10 protein-coding genes and 1 pseudogene are annotated in these 19063 nt (G+C 62.3%); 5 read left to right on the forward strand and 6 right to left on the reverse strand.

The genetic code is table 11. The features are described from left to right. The first annotated feature begins 207 nt into the window (after nucleotides 1-207). The 3 genes and pseudogenes from recQ (at nucleotide 208) to GSQ73_RS05770 (ending at nucleotide 4589) form a co-directional block, all read left to right on the forward strand. Nucleotides 208-2022, forward strand: a complete 1815-nt coding sequence (gene recQ / locus GSQ73_RS05760; RefSeq protein WP_158881979.1) for a DNA helicase RecQ — start codon at nucleotides 208-210, stop codon at nucleotides 2020-2022. 134 nt (nucleotides 2023-2156) lie between these two features. Further along, a pseudogene (locus tag GSQ73_RS05765) lies at nucleotides 2157-3317 on the forward strand (cation:proton antiporter); the annotation flags it as partial. A gap of 249 nt (nucleotides 3318-3566) precedes the next feature. Continuing rightward, nucleotides 3567-4589: a LacI family DNA-binding transcriptional regulator gene (locus GSQ73_RS05770; protein ID WP_158881983.1), complete on the forward strand. Its 1023-nt coding sequence runs from the start codon at nucleotides 3567-3569 to the stop codon at nucleotides 4587-4589. A gap of 592 nt (nucleotides 4590-5181) precedes the next feature. On the opposite strand, the gene GSQ73_RS05775 is transcribed toward GSQ73_RS05770, so the two are convergent. Next, nucleotides 5182-6669, reverse strand: coding sequence for an MFS transporter (locus tag GSQ73_RS05775; protein WP_158881985.1), 1488 nt, complete (start codon nucleotides 6667-6669; stop codon nucleotides 5182-5184). A gap of 13 nt (nucleotides 6670-6682) precedes the next feature. Then, on the reverse strand, nucleotides 6683-8872 hold the full coding sequence (locus tag GSQ73_RS05780) for a Six-hairpin glycosidase-like protein (RefSeq protein WP_158881987.1): 2190 nt from the start codon (nucleotides 8870-8872) through the stop codon (nucleotides 6683-6685). A 286-nt stretch (nucleotides 8873-9158) separates the two neighbouring features. Between GSQ73_RS05780 and GSQ73_RS05785 the strand changes: the two genes are divergently transcribed. Further along, on the forward strand, nucleotides 9159-9863 hold the full coding sequence (locus tag GSQ73_RS05785; protein WP_158881989.1) for a DUF6445 family protein: 705 nt from the start codon (nucleotides 9159-9161) through the stop codon (nucleotides 9861-9863). A 45-nt stretch (nucleotides 9864-9908) separates the two neighbouring features. Here the strand turns inward: GSQ73_RS05785 and GSQ73_RS05790 are convergent, their stop codons facing one another. Then, nucleotides 9909-11927: a glycoside hydrolase family 13 protein gene (locus tag GSQ73_RS05790; RefSeq protein ID WP_158881991.1), complete on the reverse strand. Its 2019-nt coding sequence runs from the start codon at nucleotides 11925-11927 to the stop codon at nucleotides 9909-9911. A 135-nt stretch (nucleotides 11928-12062) separates the two neighbouring features. Further along, nucleotides 12063-14435 carry a TIM-barrel domain-containing protein gene (locus GSQ73_RS05795; RefSeq protein ID WP_343160829.1) on the reverse strand — a complete coding sequence of 791 codons (2373 nt, stop codon included), beginning with the start codon at nucleotides 14433-14435 and terminating at the stop codon, nucleotides 12063-12065. 130 nt (nucleotides 14436-14565) lie between these two features. Here GSQ73_RS05795 and GSQ73_RS05800 point away from each other — a divergent pair, with 130 nt between their 5' ends. After that, entirely contained in the window at nucleotides 14566-15879 is a 1314-nt protein-coding gene (locus GSQ73_RS05800; protein WP_254063298.1) for a cation:proton antiporter, read from the forward strand. A gap of 21 nt (nucleotides 15880-15900) precedes the next feature. Here the strand turns inward: GSQ73_RS05800 and GSQ73_RS05805 are convergent, their stop codons facing one another. Then, nucleotides 15901-17475, reverse strand: coding sequence for an alpha-amylase family glycosyl hydrolase (locus GSQ73_RS05805; protein ID WP_158881993.1), 1575 nt, complete (start codon nucleotides 17473-17475; stop codon nucleotides 15901-15903). A 25-nt stretch (nucleotides 17476-17500) separates the two neighbouring features. Next, nucleotides 17501-19006 carry a tryptophan halogenase family protein gene (locus tag GSQ73_RS05810; RefSeq protein WP_158881995.1) on the reverse strand — a complete coding sequence of 502 codons (1506 nt, stop codon included), beginning with the start codon at nucleotides 19004-19006 and terminating at the stop codon, nucleotides 17501-17503. Between the last annotated feature and the right edge of the window lie 57 nt (nucleotides 19007-19063).

A 19063-nucleotide genomic window follows, 5' to 3' on the forward strand; every position in this document is an offset into this window, starting at 1 on the left:
TCGGCACGCATGTTTCTCCGGCTCCGTTTTTTCTATGACACCGGCTTTTCGACTCCTTCGCGCGAAGCCGTGAATGACGAGAAAGCGCAGGGTCGGCCCGTGCGTTGTTTTTTCGAAGCCACTATCGCGGACGCAAAGCGAAACATCGCGCCACATTCCGATGCTTCAACCATCCCGGCTCCCTCTCCCATTTGTTAGCATGTCCGGATGCCCAGCACCGCCCTCGATCTTCTTCAAAGTGTTTTTGGTTACTCCAGTTTTCGCGGCCAGCAGCAGGCGGTCGTCGAGCATGTCGGTGAGGGCGGCGATGCGCTGGTGTTGATGCCGACGGGCGGTGGCAAGTCGTTGTGTTATCAGATTCCCGCGTTGCTGCGGCAGGGCACGGGCATCGTGGTGTCGCCGTTGATTGCGCTGATGCAGGATCAGGTCGATGCGTTGCGCGAAGCGGGCGTCAACGCTGCCTTTCTCAATTCGAGCCTGAATGTAGACGATCAGCGCGAGGTCGAAAGGCAACTACTCGCGGGTGAGTTGAACCTGCTTTACGTCGCGCCGGAACGACTTTTGACCGGACGATTCCTCGGCCTGCTCGAGCGCACCGAAGTCGCGTTGTTCGCGATCGACGAGGCGCATTGCGTGTCGCAGTGGGGACATGATTTCCGTCCCGAATATCGCGAGCTCGCAATCCTGCATCAACGCTTCCCGCAGGTGCCGCGCATCGCGCTTACCGCGACTGCCGATCCGCGCACGCGCGACGAGATCGTCGAGCGGCTGTCGTTGCAGCAGGCGCGGCAGTTCGTTTCCAGTTTCGATCGGCCGAACATCGGTTATCGCGTCGCGCTTCGTCACAACGCGAAACGCCAGCTCACCGAATTCCTCGAAGGCCATCAGGGCGAATCGGGCATCGTGTATTGCCTGAGCCGCAAGAAAGTGGACGACACCGCCGCATGGCTGGCGGAGATGGGCATCGAGGCGTTGCCGTATCACGCCGGCCTCGAAGCGACCACGCGCGCGAAGAATCAGAAACGATTTCTGCGCGAGGATTGCGTGGTGATGGTGGCCACGGTTGCGTTCGGCATGGGCATCGACAAACCCGATGTGCGCTTCGTCGCGCATCTTGACCTCCCGCGCAGCATCGAGGGTTATTACCAGGAAACCGGTCGCGGCGGACGCGATGGCCTGCCTGCGGAAGCGTGGATGATCTACGGCTTGTCGGATGTCGTGACGATGAGCCAGATGATCGCGCAGTCCGAATCCGCGGACGACCGCAAGCGGGTCGAACGACAGAAGCTGGAATCGTTGCTGGCGTATGCCGAAGCCACCGCGTGTCGTCGCCAGTTGTTGCTCGGCGCCTTCGGCGAAACGTATCCCGGCCCGTGCGGGCATTGCGACAACTGCATCGAGCCGCCGAAGACATGGGACGCGACCGTGCCTGCGCAAAAAGCATTGTCGGCGGTGTATCGAAGCGGGCAGCGATTCGGCTCGGGTCACGTCATCGACATTCTGCGTGGCGAAGAAACCGAGCGCGTGCTCAGCCTCGATCATCATCGACTCACCACGTTTGGCATCGGCGCCGACATGGACGAGAAACAGTGGCGCTCGGTGTTTCGTCAGTTGCTTGCCGCCGGCCTGCTCGAAGCGGACGCCGAAGGCTACGGCACGCTGCGACTGACTGCTGCCAGTCGCGAGGTTTTGAAAGGTGGACAACCAGTTCGACTGCGCGAGGATGCGCGACCCGAACGCGGCAGTCGCCGTCGTCGCGAGAACAAGATTGCAGTGGGTGGAAGCCTCGGCATCGAAGCCTACGAGCAGCCGTTGTGGGACGAGCTTCGTGCGTTGCGCACGCGACTGGCAAAGCAGCACGGCGTGCCACCGTACGTGGTGTTTCACGATGCGACCTTGCTTGCGATGTTGCGCGCCTTGCCCGCGAACGAGGGCGAAATGGGCCGCGTCAGCGGCGTCGGCGATGCCAAGCTCAAGCGCTACGGCAGCGATTTTCTCGCGGTGATCAACGCGCAGAATTGATCGCGCTTTTCAGGCAGGCGCGTCGCCTGTGCTTGTGCTGCCGATCGATCGCCATCGATACTCCCATCCACTTTTGCAGCGCGAGCGTTTCGCACTGCCACCATGCCGCACATTCATCGCCGAGAGGATTGCGCATGCACGACGCCCCACTCATCGCCACGCTCGTCAGCGGCATCGTGCTGGCCTTTGTCTTCGCCGCGCTCGCGCATCGGTTGAGTCTTCCGCCATTGGCGGGTTATCTGATGGCCGGCGTGGTGGTCGGTCCGTTCACGCCGGGCTACGTCGCCGACGGACATCTCGCACATCAGCTGGCAGAAGTCGGCGTGGTGTTGCTGATGTTCGGCGTCGGCTTGCACTTTTCGCTGAAGGATCTCCTGTCGGTCAAGAACATCGCGATTCCCGGCGCGCTCGGCCAGATGGCGGTGGCGACCTTGCTTGGCGTGCTGATGGGTTGGGGATTGGGCTGGCCGATCGGGCAGGGCATCGTGTTCGGGCTCGCGTTGTCGGTGGCCAGCACGGTCGTGCTGTTGCGCGCGATGGAAGAACATCGCCTGATGGAAACCGAGCGCGGGCGCATCGCCATCGGTTGGCTGATCGTCGAGGATCTGGCGATGGTGCTCGCGCTGGTCTTGCTGCCGGCTATCGGCAACGCATTGAACAGTGACGACGGCGGCGCCGCGCTGTCGTTCGGCGCACTGACGATCATGCTCGCGATCACCATCGGCAAGGTGGTGTTGTTCGTCGCGTTGATGCTGGTGGTCGGCAAACGCGCGATTCCATGGATGCTCAAGTCGGTCGAGCGCACCGGCTCCAGCGAACTGTTCCGACTGGCCGTACTGGCGATCGCGTTGGGTGTCGCGTTCGGCGCGGCGGAATTGTTCGGCGTGTCGTTCGAACTCGGTGCGTTCTTCGCCGGCATGATGATGGGCGAATCGAAACTCGCCCAGCGCGCCGCCGAGGAAACGCTGCCGTTGCGCGACGCGTTCGCCGTGTTGTTTTTCGTCTCGATCGGCATGCTGTTCAACTACCACGTGCTGCTGGATCAGCCGCTGGTGATCATGGTGGCGCTGGCCATTGTGGTACTTGGTAAATCGCTTGCCGCACTTGGCATCGTTCTGATCTCCGGGCGTTCGTTGCGTACCGCGCTGACCATCGCCACCAGCCTCGCGCAAATCGGCGAGTTCAGCTTCATCCTGATCGGGCTTGGCGTCGCGCAGAACCTCGTCAGCAAGAACACGCAGGACATCGTGCTCGCCGCCGCGATCCTTTCGATCCTGCTGAACCCACTGCTGTTCAAGCTGCTCGGCCGCGCAGGTCCGTGGCTGGACGCGCGCGAAGCGCGACAGCGGAGCGAGAGCGTCAACGACGTGACAGTGGACGCGCAACCCTAGCGCCATCGGATGTCGCCGAAGCCCCGCAAGAGGCGCTTCGCAACGTGGTTGCGCACGCGCGCCGGCCAGCGGCGACAGTGCCGGGCAAAGCGGTTAGGATTCGGCAGGGTCGGCGATGCGCCGCCCGTATCGACGTTGCGGATCGGACTGCGGATGAAGGGCAAAGCGACATCCATCGATATCGCCCATCTGGCCGGTGTATCCCAGGCCACGGTGTCGCGCGCGTTGCGCGGCAGCCCGCTGGTGAACGAGGAAACCCGCCGGCGCATCGAGGCGGCGGTCGAGCAGCTTGGTTACAAGGTCGACAAGAACGCGTCCAACCTGCGCAAGATGCACACCGGCACGCTGGCGTTGCTGCTGTTCGAAGATCCAACCGCCGACGAATCGCATATCAACCCGTTTTTCCTGTCGATGCTTGGCTCGATTACGCGCGCCTGCGCGCAGCAAGGTTACGACCTGCTGATTTCGTTCCAACAGTTCTCGCGCGACTGGCACGCCGATTTCGCCGACAGCAAGAAAGCCGACGGCATCATCCTGCTCGGCTACGGCGATTACCTCGCGTACCGCGGCAAACTCGACAAACTCGTCGATCAGGGCACGCGCTTCGTGCGCTGGGGCGCGGTGCTGCCGGACCAGCCCGGCGTCTCGATCGGCTGCGACAATTTTTGTGGCGGCCATACCGTCGCCGGGCACCTGCTCGATCGCGGCTGCCGCCGCATCGCGTTTCTCGGCGATGCTTCCAGCCACTATCCGGAATTCTTCGAGCGTTATCGCGGTTACTCGGCGGCACTGGAAAAAGCCGGCGTGGAGATCGACACCGCATTGCAGGAAAACGCCGAGAGCACCGAGAGCTCCGGCTATGAAGCGATGCGCACACTGATCATGCGCGACATCGGTTTCGATGCAGTATTCGCAGCGAGTGATCTCATTGCCATCGGTGCGATGCGCGCGCTCAGCGACCATGGCTTGCGCGTGCCACAGGACGTTGCTGTCGCCGGCTTCGACGACATCGCCATGGCCAGTTTCGTCAATCCACCACTCACCACTGTGCTGCAGGACACGCGCCAGGCTGGCGCCGTTCTCGTCGACAGCCTGCTCGGGCTGGTGCGCGGCGAGCCGGTGGAAAGCGAAGTGCTGCCGGTGAAGCTGATGGTGCGCAGGTCGAGCTTGCGTTGAGGGCAAAAGTGGTTTGTTTGCTTTCATGATCCGATGCAACGTGGTTTCACAAATCCACATCATGAAATTCTTGCTCGAGAGTGAGAGTCGTATCTATTCAAATTGCGAGGAGCTTCATGTCGGGTCTATGCCGTTATGGCGCAATCATGGCTTTTCTTTGTCTGGCTATAAGCGGGTGCGCGACTCCCCAAGACGCCAGAGAAAAAGGCGCTCTTGCCGTCTACTCAAGTAAAAGGCCGGCTCGCATTGTCGGTGATTGCATCGCCTCTACATGGGAGGACATGGGACACGCTGGCGAGACCTTGATGCGTCCAATCGCGAACGGCTACTCAATTCAGCTTGTGCGATTCGGCAACGTCAACTTGCTTGTTGAAGTCAGCGACGCCGGCGCTGGGTCCATTTCAAAATCTTATGCCGGCAACGGGTTCGGTGGCGGCAACCTTCTTGCCTCGGTAAAAAAGTGCCAGTAGCCGGTGTGACACTTCAGAAGCCATTCCGGCAATGTTGTCCGATGTTTGTGAAAGACACCCAAGCATAATCACACGCATCGTCGATGCGCCGTTGTCGGTGTGAATCGCGAACATTCGTGTCGCTACAAGTGAGCGGATGACGCCACGGCAGCGACTGGCTTCTGCACGCGCAACGTGCACAGCCCCGCCACGATCAGGCTCGCGCCACCCAGGGCCAGCGCATAGATCGGCTGGCCGTGGAAGAACAGTTTCAGCAACAGCCCGAGCACGCTGGCGGCGAGCAACTGCGGGATCACGATGAAGAAATTGAAGATGCCCATATAGATGCCCATTTTCGCGGCGGGCAAATTGTCCGAAAGCAGTGCATACGGCAACGAGAGTATCGATGCCCACGCAAAGCCGACGCCGATCATCGGCGCGAGCAGCCAGAGGGGATCGCGGATCAGCAAGAATGAAAGCAAGCCGATGCCGCCTAGCCACAGATTGATCAGGTGGCTCATGCGCAGGCCGAACGCGCGCACCAGCAGCGGAATGACAATGGCCGCCAGCACGCCCACGCCGTTATACGTGCCCATCAACACGCCAGCCCAGTTCGCCCCTTCGTTGTACGCGGCAGATGTCGTGTCGCTGCTGCCATAGAAACTCTGCGATACGGCGGAGGTGGTGTTGATCCACATGGCGAACATCGCGAACCACGAAAAAAACTGCACCCAGTTGAGCCGCCGCATCGGCTTGGGCATGCCATGCAGGTCGCCCATGATCTGGCGCAGCACGCCCTCGCTGCGGGTGGAACCGAGCCACACGAACAGCATCCCGAAAACAGTCAGGCCGCCGGCCAGCAGGTAAAGCTCTTTTTCCAGCGCAAAGCGGCTGATGAGAGCCAGCAGGATCAGGCCGGAGAGGAGAAAAAGCGCGCCGATTTTCCACGCGCCGGTCACGTCGCGCGGCGCCTCGGTCGCATGCTGCTCGACAAATGCTTGGAGCTGTTCGGGTGGATATTCGCGCGTGCTGAAAATGGTCCACAGCATCGCCGCCAGCAGCACGAAGGCGCCGAAGTAGAACGCGTACTTCACCGAGTGCGGCACTAAGCCGGCCGGCGCCGTGTTGGTCACGCCGTAGTGCGTGAGCACGGCGGGCAGGAACGATGCGATCACCGCGCCCACACCGATGAACACACTTTGCATCGCGTAACCCAGCGGACGCTGCGACGGCGGCAACTGGTCGCCGACGAAAGCGCGGAACGGTTCCATCGACACGTTGAACGACGCATCCATGATCCACAGCAGCCCCGCCGCGATCCACAGCGATGGCGAGTTCGGCATCGCCAGCAACGCGATGGTCGCGAGCACTGCGCCGGCGAAAAAATACGGCCGGCGACGTCCGAAACGATTCCAGGTGCGGTCGGAGTAATAGCCGATGATCGGCTGCACGATCAGCCCGGTCAGCGGCGCGGCGATCCACAGCGCCGGGATGTCTTTCACGTCCGCGCCAAGCGTCTGGAAAATCCGGCTGACGTTGGCGTTCTGCAACGCGAACCCGAACTGGATGCCGAGAAATCCGAAACACATGTTCCAGATCTGCCAGAACGACAGCGCGGGTTTGTTCGTCATGCGCGACGATCTCTCATCGGCTGCCGTGTTCTGCTTCGAGCGGGCTGATCAGCATGTCGTGCACGTCAGCCTTGTTCAGCGGGCCATCGCTGCCACCGGCGCCGCCGGTGAAGTGGGCGAAGTGGGCCAGATAGCTCATGTTGAAACCGTCTTCGACGTTGAAATGGCACGCGGCATTCGCCTTGGCGTTGAACGTGGCCCAGGTCGAACGCTGCATGCCGACGCTGTGCGGCAACACGATCGGCAGGCGTTGATCGTCGCTGCCGGCGCATTGCACCACCAGCATCTTCACGCCGGCGGTGACGCCGGTGGTAATCGGACCGTGGTCGTTGGCGTAATCGAAACTCACGCGATAGCTGCCGGTGGTCGGCGCTGTCCATGCGCGCGGCCAATCACCACCGACAGTCGCGGTGTCGCCCACGCAAGTCTCGGGACTGTGCAGCGATTCGAGTCCATGCGGGTCCGCGCGCGTGGCACTGACGCAGGTGAGACCGGCGCGATGCGCGAGATGCGTGGTGTCGACCACGGCGGATTGCGCACGACCGTTGACGTAAAGCTGCGCCTTGCCATCGACCTGCACGCGCCAGCCGTCGCCATCGGGTTGCAGTTCCGGCGCGGCCGGCGCGATCGGCGCGTTGAGCGAGGCATCCATGCGCAGCGGCGAGTCGTTCACATGCACCGACTTAAGTTGCACCACGGTGTCCTTGCCCGTGGTGTTGCTGCGCCCGGCAATAAGCAGGTTGCCGCTGGATGTTTTTGGCAACTGCAACGTGATGCTGCGATCGCGCAGGGTCAGTGTGATCGACTGACGCGTGCCGAACAGCATCGGCACCAGCGAGGTTGGCAATTTCGGCTGCACGCGCCCGTCTTCGTCCAGGCCGAACACGCCTTCGGTCACCACTGCGAAGTACGCGGCCACCGACCAGAGCTGGCGCGGCGAATTCACCACCGGCCCGCTGAGTGCGCCGTCGTCCACGTGCTGGCCCTGGGTCAGCAGTTCGTAGTTCTCCATGTTCGAGCCGTACAACGCGGCGCCGCGCATCACCGACTGGATTTCGTGCGCGATGCGCGCGGGATCGTTGACAGTGCGCGCGGCGCGCAAAGCATATGCGCTCACGAACGGCCAGATCGCGCGGTTGTGATAGATCGGCTGGTCGGCGCGCTCGGGCCAGATCACCGGGCTGCCGGCGGGCCAGGTCGGATAGTTCGCCAGTGTCTGCTTCGCGCGCTCGCCATCGGCCACGCCGCTGGTCACCGCCAGCGCGATGCCGAGCAGATCGTAGGTGTCGTTCGGCGCGCCGTCGCCACCGATGTAGCTCATGTACATGCCGCGATCGGCGCGCCAGAAATGCGCGTTGATCGCCGTTTTCAATGACGCCGCCTGCTTGCGGAAACCGTCGGCCATCTTGCCGTCGTGTCGCGCCTTCGCCATCGTGGCGGCCAGCTGCAACGCTTGGTAATGCAGCACATTGGTGGACAGGGCAAACGACTGGGCGATGGCAACGACGTTGTCGGCCGTCCACGCCGGATACGTCTGCTCGCGCCAGTCGAGGAACGACGTCTCGCCGCGATAAAGACCCAGCGCGTCGTCGAATGCATACAGCCGATCCTGCGCCAGCGTGTTGCCGATCGCGCGATACGTGTTGTCCGCGAAAGCCTTGTCGCCGAGCAGATGCTGCGCGCCGAGAAACCACACCACGCGATCGGTGCTGATCGGCCAGCTGCCGCCGGAGCCGGTGTCCTGCATCACCAGCAAACCCTGCGGCGCACTCGGGTCGCGTACTTCGGAAAGTTTGAAAGCGAGTCCGTTGCGCGAACGTTCCGGATCGAAACGCCACAAGCCCAGGTCGATCGAATACGACAAATCGCGCGTCCACACGTAAGGCCACTTGAGTCCCGTCTCGAAACACAGGCAGGGAATCGGCTGGCCGTGATCGAACGCGCCATCGCGGATCGCGGTGACCGAGTCCTGCGTGAGGTCGTCCTGCGCCATCGCGAACAGTCCGTCGAATAACGGGCTGGCGGTATCGGCGCGCATCGGTGGCGCGGGAATCACGCGCTGGCCGTACGCCCACGCCAGCGTGTAACCCTTGTTCGCATCAGCGGTCATGTTGACGTGCGCGCCGTGCCAATCCAGGCCGTTCTGCCATGTTGTCGCGGTCGTGTTGGCAGCCAGCGCCGCCGCCAGTACAAGACTCAGCATGACGACACCTCGCGCGCGCAGGAAGGGCGAGTGGCGGAAAGAGTGAAGTGGTTCATCGGCGCAGTCCTCGGAGGCAGTGTCGTCAGGGCAGCTCGCGGCGTCAGGCGCAGGACCTTGGGCATGGTAGACAGCGTCGCACTGCAGCAACCAGCCCATGCATACGTATTCATGCCGGCTTCGCATCATGCCATCGCCGGCGGCATGCGCACAGGCGCGGTTGAGTCTGCGCGCCGCTTTCTCTAACGTGTGGTCAAGGCCGCATCGGGATGCGGCATCGAAGGCGAGCATGTTCAATCCGAATCCGACGATCGAGCGCGTGCCGCTGGAGAACGGCGACTTCTGCGCCGTGGTCGACGACGCGCTGTTGGAACCCGAGCGTTTCGTCGATGCGGCTGCCATGCAGAGCGATGCGTTTCGCCGCGTCGATTTCAATGCGTACCCGGGCAATTATCTGTCGCTGCCGATCCAGGTGCAGGAAGGTTTGCGTGATTTCTTCAACGCGCACATTCGCGGCCTGTTCGATGCGCGCCGCTTGATGGAACTGCACAGCCGCCTGGCGATGGTGACGCTGCAGCCGCACGAACTGCGGCCATACCAGTGGGTGTGCCACAACGACAACCCGGCGATCGATCGCTCGCACAGCATCCAGGCGTCGGTGCTGTATCTGTTCAAGGACGAAAGCCTCGGCGGTACCAGCTTCTACGTGCCGCGCGATCCATCGCAGGCACGGTTGCTGTACGACGATTCCATCGTGCTTTCCAACGAGGCGTTCAGCGCGAAGTACGGCATCGAGCCGGGCTACATCCATTCGTCGAACGATCACTTCAAACAGATCGGCAGCGTGCCGGCACGCTGGAACCGGATGATTTTCTACAACGGTGCCATGTTGCATTCCGGCGACATCGTGTCGCCGGAAAAGCTCAGCGCCGATCCGCGCCGCGGCCGACTCACGCTCAACGGCTTCTTCACCTGCCGTCGGCACGTGCGTTGAACGCGATGCGGCACGGCGTTCGCCGTGCCGCATCGCAGGCGTTTGCTACTGCGCGAGAATCGCGCCGTAGTGACCGTTTACCGTCACGCTGACCTGTCCGTTCGCCACCGTGTAATGCGTGCCTGAAATCAACTCGGTCAATGTGCTGCCGTTGGTGACACTGAGCTGCCACACCGGCAGCGTGATCGTGTGCGCCACCGAATCGTTGTTGAGCGCCACCGCAATCCGGTTGGTCGCGTCGAAGCGACCGTAAGCGTAGATCTTGTTGGTGTCGTCGGTCTGCAGCGTGATGAACGAGCCGGTGCGCAGGGCGGGATACGCGTTGCGGATCGCGGTGAGTTTTCCGGTGAGTGCGACCGCGCTGTTGGTGGCGGTGCCGACAGTCCAGTCGAACGTTCGGCGGTTGTCCGGATCAGCGCCGCCCTGCATGCCGTATTCGTCGCCGTAGTAGATCGTCGGCGTGCCGACGTAGGTCATCTGGAAAAACAGCGCGAGATAGGTTTTCCAAATGTCGCCGCCGGCGCGATTGCCGAACCGTGTGATGTCGTGGCTGCTCAGAAAATTCGACATCGCCTGCTGCACGTCGGTGGGATAGTTCGACCGGGTGCCGTGCAGCCAGCTGTCGAATTGCGACGCGGGAATCGACGCAGCGTTGCCACTGTAATCCTGGCCGGTGATCCATTCCGACACCGGCTGGGTGAAACCGTCGTAGTTCATCGCGCCATCCCACTGATCGCCGCTGTCAGTCCATGGCCCGGCGTTGCCCCAGAACTCGCCGAGAATGTCCGCATTGGCGTTGACCGATTTCACCGCGCTGCGCAGTTCGGCCATCAGCTGGTGATTGGTGGCGTCGCTGCCGTCGTTGCCGCCGGCGTCGAGGTATTGCGCTGCATCGAGTCGCCAGCCGTCGATGGCGTACGGCGCCTTCAGCCATGTTTTCACTACCGACGTGCTGCCAGCGTAGATCGCATTGCGCACGGCCGAGCCGCTGGCGCCGTAATCCAGTTTCGGCATGCTGGGTACGCCGAAGAAAGTGGAATAGGTGTTGGGCCAGCTCTGGAAATCGTAGTAGCCGTACCACGTGCTCGACTGCGATTCGTACGCGCCATTGGTCGACCAGTAGTGATAGCGATCGAACCACGCGTGCGTGTCGCCGGTGTGGTTGAACACGCCATCGAGAATCAGGTAACCCTTCGGCCCGTTGCTGGTGGCGTGGATATCCGCGCTCAACGTCTGCAACGTCGCGTTGCTGCCGAACGCGGGGTCGACGGTGGTGTAATCCTCGGTGTCGTATTTGTGGTTGGTCGGCGAATGGAAGATCGGGTTGAGATACACGATGTCCGCGCCGACCGTGCCCTTGATGTATCCGAGTTTCTGATCCACGCCGGCGAGATCACCGCCGAAGAACACCGCGCTGTTGCAGCCGCTCACGTTCGATACGACGCTGGTGCCCCACGCATGTTTTTCCGTCGCGCAACCGGCGTAGGTGTACTGACCGTTGGTGACGTCGTTGGCGGTGCTGCCGTTGTAGAAACGATCGGGGAAAACCTGGTACATCACGCCGTTCTTCATCCATGCCGGCGTGGTGAAGCCGGGGATGATGTAGAAATCGCCAGCCGATGGTTCGGTCGACGTGGTGCCCGCCGCATTGAGCCATGCGGTCGCGCTGCCGTCGTTGATCTGGAAGCGGTAATACTTCTCCGAGCTGCTCGCCGGTATCGTGCCTTTCCAGTAATCGAACGTGCCGGTAGGATCGTTGGACGACCAGCTCATCGGCACGACATGGAATGCGCCGTCGGCATTGTCGTAGTACTTGATGCTGGCGCTGGTGATGTCGCTCTTGAACGTGCGCAGCGTGAGTGTCACCGCCTGGCTTGCGGTGGGCTCCACATGGTTGTCGAACAGCGGCCCCTGATCATGGAACAGCCCGTTCCATTCCACGTTGTTGTCGTTGCCGGCCGCCGTCGCCTGGCCCGGCAACGCGCCAGCGAAAAGCGTGACGCCGAGCGCGAACCAGAGTGCGGTGCGCGTCGTCTTGCGTTGGTTGAACATCCGATCGGTCATCGATCCTTCCTCCGTTGATTGATCCACGCGATGCGTGGATGCATCGGAAACATGCGATGCCATCGCTGGAGCCGGCGTGACCGGTGGAACGACACGATCGGTGTTTCCCGAAAGGGCAGTTGACGCGTTGCGGCGTCAGTGCCCGAATGTGAGCGCGAGATGCTGCGCCTTTGCCGCGGCGACCCGAACCCAGGTCACCGCACCGAAACGATCCTTGCCGCTGGCCCAGCCTTCGCTATTGCCTTTCTGCAGCGCGTCGAGACTGGTGAAGGAGGTGAGCGTGCCGCCATCGATGATTTTCGATGCGGCGCCGCCGTGGATTTTCAGCAGGTAGAACTTCAGCGCTGGCGCGAAGCTGCCGCGCACGTCGCCGGTTTCCACCGTCACGCTGTCGCCGCTGCGTTGCGCCGCGAGCGTCTGGCTGAAGTAGTTGCCGTGCTCGTAGCTGTAGTCGCTGCCGTTGTCGTCGTAGTAGTCGAAGCTTGTGCGCGCCGCGGAAGGAAAAATCTCGACCGGCATTTCGACCAACGGATGCTGGCCGACGTAATCCATCGGTGGCTGCATCGGGATGATCGCGCCATCGCGCACGAACAGCGGAATGTCGCCCCAGCTCTTGCTGTCGACGCCGTAGTGAATCGTCTGTTCGCCCGAATGGACCTTGCCGCTGAACCAGTCAATCCAGCGGCCGGCGGGCAGGTAGATGTCCTTCGAGGTTTGCCCCTGCGCCACGACGGGCGATACCAGCAGGCTGTCGCCAAACATCCACGCATCGACGTCGTTGCGCACGCTGGCATCGTTCGGCCAGTCGAACATCAACGGGCGCACGAGGCCGACGCCCGTGGTGTGTCGTGTCTGCTCGTAGCTGTAGATGTACGGAATGAACGAGTAGCGCAAGCGCATCGCGTCGGTCGCCGCTTTCTCGGCGATCGGCCCGTAAACCCATGGCTGACGTTTTTGACCGAGCTCACCATGCACGCGGAAGATCGGCGTGAACGCGCCGAACTCGATCCAGCGCGCGTAGTTTTCCGGCGTCGGCGTGCCATGGTTGAAACCACCGCCATCCATGCCCCATTGCATCGCGCCCACGTCGATCGCGCTGAGCATGCGTGCACGCTGGCCGGCCATGCTGTCGAAGCCGGTGGCGATATCGCCCGACCACATCGCGTACGCGTAGCGTTGCGCGCCGAGATAGAAATTGCGGTTGATCGACCACACGCGCAACGGCGACGACGCGCGCTGCCCGTCGTAGAGCGCGCGCTGCATATTGGTGAACTGCGTGTCGCTGCCGACGTCGTCGGCCTCGTCATTCCACCAGCCGTGCATGCCGGTGGCGAATGAGCGCTTGAGCTTGTCGTTGTAGAACCACGCGCGCACCGCCGGCTGGTCGAAGTCCAGCTCGCGCACGGGCTTCGTGGAAAAATAATCCGGCGCAGCCTTGCTGGCGGGCGACCAGAAACCGTGCGCGGTTGCGTAGCGTCCCTGCTCGGTATCGACGTGGATGCGCGGTTTCATGATGCCGGTGAGCTGCATGTCGAGTTGCTGCAGCAACTGCTTCAGACGGCCGGTCGGACCTTGCGGAAACTTCTCCTGGTTCCAGCGGAATTCGCCGTAGTGATCCTGGCCCCACGCTTTCCAGTCGAAGTCGAGGGTGAAGTTGTCGATCGGGATGTGTTTCTTGCGGTAGGTCATGACGATGTCGATCAACTCTTTCTCGTCGATGCCCCACTGGCTGTTGGTGAAACCCATGGCCCACTTCGGAAACAGTTGAGACGGGCCGGAGATGGTGGCGACGGCGCCGAACAATTCGGACGGTTTGCCGACGACCACGTAGTAACCGAGCGCGCCCTTCGGCACGTGCGCATCGATGCTCGATGCACCGAGTTCGAAGTCGGCGCCGACGCTGTCGACCAGCACGCCGTAACCGGCCGTGGTCCAGACGAACGGGGAGCCCGCGTGGCCCTGTTCGCCTGCGGTGGCTTTCTGGTGTCCGTCGCGCAGCAACCCGGCGGAGGCATCTTCCGTCGCGTTGTAGCCGCCGATGCCGTACATCGGCTGGTCGGCCGCATGGCCAAGACTCATATGGCCCTGGCCGAGTTCTGCAAGGTTGGTTTCACGCAGCAGCACATGGTGCGCGGCGTCTTCCACGCTGAGCTCGTGCTTGTGCTTGTTCCAGGTGGCGTGAAGTTGCGGCGAATCCAGATGGATGGTGGAGGCGTCTTCATGCACGGTGCTGTCCGTCGATTCGGGATGCAGCGTCGGATCGACCATGAACGATGGCGTCGCCGGCTTGCCGTCCGCGCGAAATTCCACGTGCAGCGCGCGTGCTGTGGTCATGCCGACATGCACCACGTCACGGCCCAGCTTGATGTCGAAGCCGCCATCTGCCACATGTTTTGCCTTACTCGCGGAAGGCACCGCAGCGATGCACGATGCGGAAAGCAGCAGCGCGCCGGAAAGCGCCATGGCGATGGAGAGAGCGAGTGGAAGACGCTGAGCGGATCGATTCACCGGAAGCTCCAGAAAGTACGGGAAAGGTCGCGCATGCGACGTTCGTTCGCGTGACGCGTCGTCGATCATGCATGTAGCGCCGACGGACTTGAAAGAGGGTCCATAGTAGGCCGCGCCCGCGCAGGCATGCGTGTTTTGCAAACGTATTCATCGACCGATCGACGACGCACTGCACAACGCGGAACAGCGTGGCACGCGCGCGGCGTATCTGCGATGCTGGCGCAGGTATCTGCAGCAAGGGGAGCACATGACGGCCGAGGCATTCCTGATCGCGATGACGATCATTTTCAGCGTGCCGTACCTGATCTGGCGGCTCGCGCGCACCGACTATTACGCGCCGCTGGTGGTCGTGCAGATCATCACCGGCATCCTGCTCGGCCCGGGCATCCTCGGTGCGATCTTTCCGCACTACTACGCCAGCGTGTTCAATCCGCCCGTGATCCAGGCGCTCAACGGCCTGGCGTGGTGGGCGGTGATGGTGTTCGTGTGGATTGCGGGCATCGAGCTGGACATCAAGCAGGTGTGGCTGCAGCGGCGCGAATCGGGCATCACGGCAGGGCTCGCGCTTGGCGTGCCGTTGGCGTTCGGTTGTGCGGCGGCGATCGGCATGCTCGCCTGGCGCGATGGCTGGATGGGGCCGGCCGCGACGCGTTGGCAATTCGTTCTCGGCGTGGGCATGTCGTGCGCGGTGACGGCGTTGCCGATCCTGATTCTGCTGATGGAGAAACTGGGCATCCTGCGTGAGCCTCTGGGCCAGCGCGTGTTGCGTTATGCGAGTCTTGACGATCTCGCGATCTGGGCCGTGCTCGCGCTGATCCTGCTGGACTGGGAACGGGTCGGTACGCAGGCTGCATTCCTGTTGTTGTTCGCGCCGGTGGCGTGGGGCTTTCGTCGGCTGATGCGCTGGCTGCCTGCGTCCGATCGGTGGTACGTCGGATTGATCTGGCTTGCCGCCTGCGGCTACGTGGCCGATCGCTCGGGCCTGCACTTCATGGTCGGCGCATTCCTCGCTGGCGCGGTGATCGATCGCGAATGGTTCGATCAGGACCACATGGATCTGCTGCGACGCCATGTGCTGCTGGTGATGATGCCGGTGTTCTTTCTTTCGACCGGGTTGCGCACCAACTGGAGTGTCGGCGGCCTGTCGGTGTTCATTGCCGCATTCATGCTGCTGGTGGCATCCGTAGGCGGCAAGCTCGCCGGCCTGCAGCTCGCCGGACGCATGCTCAAATGGGACAAGGGCGACGCGTGGACGATCGGCTGGCTGCTGCAGACGAAGGCGCTGATCATGATCATCTTCGTCAACATCCTGCTTGACCGTAACCTGATCACCAGCGCCACGTTCACCGCATTGCTGCTGATGGCGGTGGCGAGCACGATGCTGACCGTGCCCGTCGTCGGACCGAAGCTGACCTGGGCAAAACGGCCGCCACCGTATTCGTAGTTCGCGCGATGCGTGCGCGAATCAGCGCAGCACGGCGCTGCTGTAGGGCGGCATGATTAGCCGTCCATTTGCGATGGCCGTGCCCGCGTCGGTGTGCAGTTGCATCGCAGTAAACGACCACCCGTGCAGTTCGATGCTTTGGGTCTGCGCGGAAAGATTGTGCAGCACCAACACGTGTTCGTGCGCGTCGGTCAATGCCCAGCCAACCACCTGCCGATGGCCGGTGCGAAATGCGCGCACGCTGCCATCGCGCAATGCGGAAACCTGCCGACGCCAGTCGATCAGCGTGCGATAGAAGTGCAGCAACGAATGGTGATCGCGCTGCTCGGCCTGCACCGAAATATTGGGACCGTCAGCGGTGTTCAACGTCTTCCAGGAAGTCTCGCCGCTGCCGTGCGGATCGCGATACCAGCGCATCGGTTCGCGCAGGTCCGGATCGGGTTTGCGGCCGAGCGTGCCGAGTTCCTCGCCGTAATAGACGAACGGCTGGCCGGGCAGGGTGAGCAGCATCGCCGCGGCCATGCGCATGTGCGATGCGTTGCCGCCGAGCTGGCTCATCACGCGGTCCTGATCGTGATTGGACAGGAACGGTGCGTCGACGCCATCGCGTCTGCTGGCTTTGCGATACAGCGCGTCGCTGCGTTCCAGCAGATCGTCGAGTCCGTCGTTGCGTTCGGTTCTTGCGCTATCGATCAATCGTTGCGCGAGCGGAAAATCGAACGCGGCATCGAACGGATGAAAGTAGCCGGCGATTTCCTCGGGCGACTCGCGCGCGACTTCGCCGACGAGATACGCGTGCGGATTCACCGTGTCGATACCGCGACGAAACGCGGACCACCACGCGAGATTCTTGTCGAGAATTCGCCGATCATTTTTCTGCGATTCGAAGTCGTCGTAGATGTGCTGGGCAGCATCGAGTCGAAAACCATCGACACCTTTGGACAGCCAGAGCCGCCCGACATCGATCATCGCCTGGCGCACTTCGGGCTCGTCGTAATCGAGATCCGGCATGCTGCCGGCGAAGATGCCCAGATAGTGCCGGCCATCCGGCGTCGCGTGCCACGCGCGTGAATCGGTGGCGCCCATGGCAGCGAGATTCGTGCCCGGCGTTGCCCAGGTGTACCAGTGGTGATGCAGATCGTCGGGACGCTGCGCGGCAAGGAACCAAGGATGTCGATCGCTGGTGTGATTGATCACCAGATCCATGATCACCTTGATGCCGCGTTTGTGCGCCTCGGCCAGCAGGCGCTCGAAATCCGCCATGCTGCCGTACTGCGGGTTGATGCCATCGTAATCGGTGACGTCGTAGCCGTGATAACTCGGCGACGGGTTGATCGGCATCAGCCAGATGCCGCTGATACCGAGCGATTGCAGATAGTCGAGCTTCGCGGTGACGCCGTTGATATCGCCGATGCCGTCACCGTTGGTGTCGTACCAGCTGCGCACGAAGATTTCGTACCACACGTTTGATGGCGATGTGCTGCGTGCGGCGTGCGCGTGCCGTGTTTTCGTGGGCGCGCTGGCGACGGATGTCGTTGCCAGCAGCCCCATCGCCAGTGGAAGAAACAGCAATGACATGACAAGGCGAAAACGCATGGATGTCTCCGAGTCGGAAGGCCGATCAACCGGCCGCTGCGCAGTGGCTGGCGATGAATTGCGAATGCCCGGGCATGGTTGTCACCGCGCGATCGATCAAGGTGCGGATATGCGACAGGAATTCGTCGAGTTCGGCGGCGGGCATGGCATCGGCCAGCGGATGATGACGCGTCGGCTCGATGCCCTGGCCGAGCAGCACCTGCATCCAGCCGACTTCCGTGAACAGTTCTTCGCCCTCGCGGAAAATCTGCCCGCTGCTGCGGAACAGGTCAATCTTGCGCGCCAGGCTTTCGGGCATCTCGATCTGCCTGCAGTGACGCCAGAACGGTGTGTCGTTGCGTTCGGTGGCGCGATAGTGCAGTAGCAGGAAGTCGCGGATGCGCTCGTATTCGAAACGTGTCGCGCGGTTGTATTCGTCACGCAACGCCGCATCGACATGACGATCGGGAAACAGCGCGAGCAGGCGGCTGATACCGGATTGCACCAGATGGATGCTGGTCGATTCCAGCGGTTCCATGAAACCGCTGGCCAGCCCGAGCGCCACGCAGTTACGGTTCCAGAATTGCCGACGCATGCCGGTGGTGAAGCGCAGCGGGCGGGGTTCGCCCAGCGCTTCGCCTTCGAGATTTGCCATCAATATCGACGCGGCTTCGTCGTCGCCCATGAATTGACTGCAGTAGACATGGCCGTTGCCGCTGCGATGTTGCAACGGAATGCGCCATTGCCAACCCGCCGGTCGCGCACTGGCCTGAGTGAACGGACGCATCGGCTCGATACGTGCACTGGGCACCGCGAGTGCGCGGTCGCAAGGTAGCCAGTGCTGCCAGTTTTCGTAGCCGGTCTTCAGCGCGCCTTCGATCAGCAGGCCACGGAAACCCGAGCAGTCGATGAACAGTTCGCCGGCGATGGTGTCGCCGTTTTGCAAACGCACCGATTCGATGAAGCCGTCTTCGGCGCGCAACGAAACATCGACCACCTTGCCTTCCACGCGCCGCACCGTTTGCGGGTCGCAATGGCTGCGCAGGAACTGTCCGTAGAGTCCGGCATCGATGTGATACGCGTAACGCAGGCCGGTCAGCGGACTGCTGCCGACACGTTCCATGCGATCGAAACGACGCGCCTTGCATGCTTGCGCGCTGAGCGAATACGACCACAGGTCGTGGATGTCGCCTTGTTGCCGGCTGCGCAGCCAGTAGTGCTGGAATGAGAGCAACCCGATCGGCAATCCAATGTCACCGAATGCGTGCATGTAGCTGTGGCCGATGCGCTGCCAGTCGTTGAATTCGATGCCGAGCTTGATCGTGCCTTGCGTGGCACGCAGCATCTCGTCTTCCTCGATGCCGAGGAACTCGTTGACGTGACGGATCTGCGGAATCGTCGCCTCGCCCACGCCGACGATGCCGATCTCGTCCGACTCGATCAGCGTGATCTGCAATTGCGGACCGAGCGCCTTGCCGAGCAGCGCGGCGGTCATCCATCCCGCGGTGCCGCCGCCGACGATGACGACATTTCGAATGGATGAATCGTTCATGCGGGTACCGGGGTTCCGTGTGGCGCTTTCTCAATAGCCGACTCACGCCGAGTCGTC

Origin of the sequence: Rhodanobacter sp. L36, from assembly GCF_009765755.1 — a bacterium.
Classification (GTDB): Bacteria; Pseudomonadota; Gammaproteobacteria; order Xanthomonadales; family Rhodanobacteraceae; genus Rhodanobacter.

Excerpts from the sequence above, each read along its gene's own strand:
- recQ (WP_158881979.1), top strand. The coding sequence starts at position 208 with ATGCCCAGCACCGCCCTCGATCTTCTTCAAAGTGTTTTTGGTTACTCC.
- GSQ73_RS05770 (WP_158881983.1), top strand. The coding sequence starts at position 3,567 with ATGAAGGGCAAAGCGACATCCATCGATATCGCCCATCTGGCCGGTGTA.
- GSQ73_RS05775 (WP_158881985.1), bottom strand. The coding sequence starts at position 6,669 with ATGACGAACAAACCCGCGCTGTCGTTCTGGCAGATCTGGAACATGTGT.
- GSQ73_RS05780 (WP_158881987.1), bottom strand. The coding sequence starts at position 8,872 with ATGCTGAGTCTTGTACTGGCGGCGGCGCTGGCTGCCAACACGACCGCG.
- GSQ73_RS05785 (WP_158881989.1), top strand. The coding sequence starts at position 9,159 with ATGTTCAATCCGAATCCGACGATCGAGCGCGTGCCGCTGGAGAACGGC.
- GSQ73_RS05790 (WP_158881991.1), bottom strand. The coding sequence starts at position 11,927 with ATGACCGATCGGATGTTCAACCAACGCAAGACGACGCGCACCGCACTC.
- GSQ73_RS05805 (WP_158881993.1), bottom strand. The coding sequence starts at position 17,475 with ATGCGTTTTCGCCTTGTCATGTCATTGCTGTTTCTTCCACTGGCGATG.
- GSQ73_RS05810 (WP_158881995.1), bottom strand. The coding sequence starts at position 19,006 with ATGAACGATTCATCCATTCGAAATGTCGTCATCGTCGGCGGCGGCACC.